This window comes from Bacillus sp. GMa5/1, from assembly GCF_050172015.1.
Classification (GTDB): domain Bacteria; phylum Bacillota; class Bacilli; order Bacillales; family Bacillaceae_G; genus Bacillus_A; species Bacillus_A cereus.
In genome coordinates, this window is sequence record NZ_JBNLYC010000305.1 from 1 (window position 1) to 3,287 (window position 3,287).

Below are 3,287 nucleotides of genomic sequence, written 5' to 3' on the forward strand. Positions count from 1 at the left end.
AGCATTTACGAATGGATGCTTACTATTCCCCTCCATCTTATATTTTGTTCTAGCTTTTATATTCTCTATCGTAGCGTAAGTATTTGAAGAACCAGGTAGTTTGAATTGGTATGTACCTTGTTTAAAATTATCTGTCAACAATTTAAATACAAATAAATCTTTAGGGTTCACTTTATCAACCATTTTACATCTTTTAAAAAGTGCTATTCCATCTAACTCCAACACGTTACCTTTTTTAGATATTATCGGTAAATAGGAATCTCTCGCATCATCATTAAGTTGGTTTAAAAACATAAAAAAATTTGTTTTGGGCTGCGTTCCATTGTCCATATTTTGCTCCAGTAAAGAGGATAGATAGGAAGCAATTTCTTTTTCTTTAGAATAGTTCCCCTTTAATAGTGATTCCCCTTTTACATTTGTAATTGCTAAATAAATTGCATTTCCTACACTAGGATTTCGGTTCAAAGTCTCTAAAATTTCCTGCATTCCCTTTTCAATTATTTTTTCATTAAATATAATAACACGCAATTGCCCCAACTCTAGAGGTCCAGAAGATTTTTCGGATGCTCTTGCAAGAACTTCTCTACCAGTCTGGCCTGATGCTGAATAGATTTTTGTTTCACCTTCCCCGCCTCCTTTATAAGCTGAAATCGCAAAGGTTCCTTTTAGCTTACCTTCTGCTTCGGTATCATATGCCGCAACTTGAACTAAGTCAATGTCATCCACAATTTTCGTTTTAGCACAACCTATTAAGAAGACACTTAATATAAGGAAAAGTATCCATCGCTTCATGTTTATCTCCTTAACTTTATTTTGGCCGTTTGAATTAGCCATAGTACAGGTAGGTATACATATATATATACAAAGCCCATTTGACCTGTCCAAGTATTTAATAAGTTAATTTTATTACGATTATTCAAGAAAAATGATAAAACAAAGATGAATAGGATGATAACTGGCAAAACATATTTTTGCTTTATTCCCAGTGCCTCTTTTATACCACGACTTACTCCCCATAATGTAAAGGAAACATTGGGTAATATAAAAAAAGCCCAAACAGAAACAATAATGTATTCAAACCGCTCTATAAAGGGAAATTGTATAATTTTAATCATGCTTAAATATGCCCATATCGCACTCGCTAGTTGTTTTTCACTAAAAAATGCAAGAGTTAAAATCATAAGGTATGTGTAGACAATAGTCGTTACTAAATTTGCATAGTGCGCATATTTTTGAGACGTTTTTGCCTTTTTAATAAATGGGTAGTACAGCAATAACATTTCAAATCCAAAAAAACTAAACATATTTCCTTTCATTCCTTTCATAATTTCTAGGAATGAATGCTGTGCAATTGGAAATAAATTCTGGAAATCTGCATACTGCAAAGGATAAAAAAATGTGAAGATTAGAATGCTTGGGATAACGATTCCAAAGAAGCCGATTCCGGCAACTACACGAAATCCTCCAGTAACAATGTAATAACATAGACCCAAAAAAGCCCCTGCTATAACCCAAGATGAAATTGAAGGAAACATCCAAACATGTACTACTTCGATATAAGTATGTAGTGTTGTTGCACCTAACAATACAATATAGGATAAAAAAATGAAGTTGAGCAATCCACCAATCCATTTTCCAAGTACGTTTTGATTGATTGCAATGATGTCTCCATTACCCTGATTTAAAATCTGATATATGATCCAAATCATAACATTAACAGATATTCCAAAAAGTAGCGTGCTAATCCACGCATCATTTCCAACTAATTTTGCACTAATCCTTTCAAAACCAAGCATACCAACTCCCAACTGTATAGTAATAATTAAAAAAAATACCATATATGGCGAGACTTGATACTCAATTGGGATCTGTTTCATAATGCTCCTCCCTGTTAAATTCAATCATCAAAATCATTTCGTGATATGATTTTATTTTTCTCTACCTCTTCTGGATTAAAGCGAAAACGCTGTTTAGACCTTGAAAAAATAGGACGTCGAAACATCGCTGAGATTGGCATACGTATAATGCTGTCTTTCCAATCTGTAGGACGTGTAGGATAAAAAGGGAACAAATAAGGACGTCTTAATGATTCTGTACGTAATAAGCGTACTAAAAGGAAAGAACTTGTTAAAACAATTCCTAATAAGCCCAATAGGTGTGCAGATATTATAAAAGGAAAACGAATTACTCGAATTGTATTACCAATTCGATATATTGGTGCTGTAAATGAACTAAGAGCTGAAAGTGCAACAATGATAATAAGTACGTTACTTGTAAGACTTGCTTCTACCGATGCTTGTCCAATTACAATACCACCTACGATACCGACAGTTAAACCCACTTTAGTTGGTAAACGTGCCCCTGCTTCTCTCAGTAATTCAATCGTTATTTCTAAAAAAAGTGCTTCAATTAATGGAGGAAAAGGTACTTTACTTCTCGATATGATTAACGTTTCAAGAAGTTCTTTTGGTATAAGCTCGTAATGATATGTTAAGATCGAGACATATAATGGCGTCGTTAAGACAGAAAATATAAAAGCAAAAAGCCTTAATAGACGAAAAAAAGAGGCTATAATCCAAGGCATGGTGTAATCTTCTGTCGTAGAAAAAAAATCAATTAATGTTGTTGGAAGAGTGATGGCATAAGGCGAGCCATCTACAAAAAGTGCAATTTTCCCTTCTGCTAATACAGCTGCCACACGGTCCGGACGTTCTGTATTCAAAAATTGAGGGAATATAGAATTTGGGTTGTCTGCAATTAACTGCATCAAATAAGTACTATCCAAAACATGGTCTGTTTTTATTTGACTTACCCTTTTTATAATTTCTTGTAGATTTTGATCATTTACAATTCCCTCAATAAATACAATCGCAACAGTTGTGTTAGAGAGAGAGCCTACTTTCAATTCCTTCATTTGTAAATAAGGTGTTGGGAGCTTTCTACGTACTAAATTTAAATTTACATCTAAATCTTCGACAAATGCGATTTGCGGACCCACAATATTGTATTCAATTTCAGCTTTTGTAATATCCCTTTTTTCTTTCTTTGACACATTTACTAACAAACAATTTAGTTTATCTGTATCGAACTGAATAAGTATATAGCCATTTAAAATACTATCCTGAATATCTTCAATTTGATTTGTTATTTTTGAATTTTCAAAGGGTAAGACAGACCGAATATCTTGTAACGAATTGAAGCTCTTCTCTTTTATATAAGTCAAAACCTCTTCATGAAATATATTTACATCGATTAATGTTCTAAAATATGAAATGACTATAGAGGAA

The 3,287-nt window shown here is 33.1% G+C and carries 3 protein-coding genes; all 3 read right to left on the reverse strand.

Annotation, left to right across the window (positions count from 1 at the left end):
- A partial coding sequence (locus tag ACQGSG_RS27790; RefSeq protein ID WP_426948549.1) for a Ger(x)C family spore germination protein occupies positions 1–792 on the reverse strand: 792 nt, incomplete at its 3' end.
- A 2-nt stretch (positions 793–794) separates the two neighbouring features.
- Positions 795–1,877 (reverse strand): GerAB/ArcD/ProY family transporter, encoded by a 1,083-nt coding sequence (locus tag ACQGSG_RS27795; protein ID WP_000809694.1) that lies wholly within the window; start codon positions 1,875–1,877, stop codon positions 795–797.
- Between the two features lie 20 nt (positions 1,878–1,897).
- Positions 1,898–3,287 (reverse strand): spore germination protein (locus tag ACQGSG_RS27800; protein WP_426948551.1); only part of this gene is annotated, 1,390 nt, incomplete at its 5' end.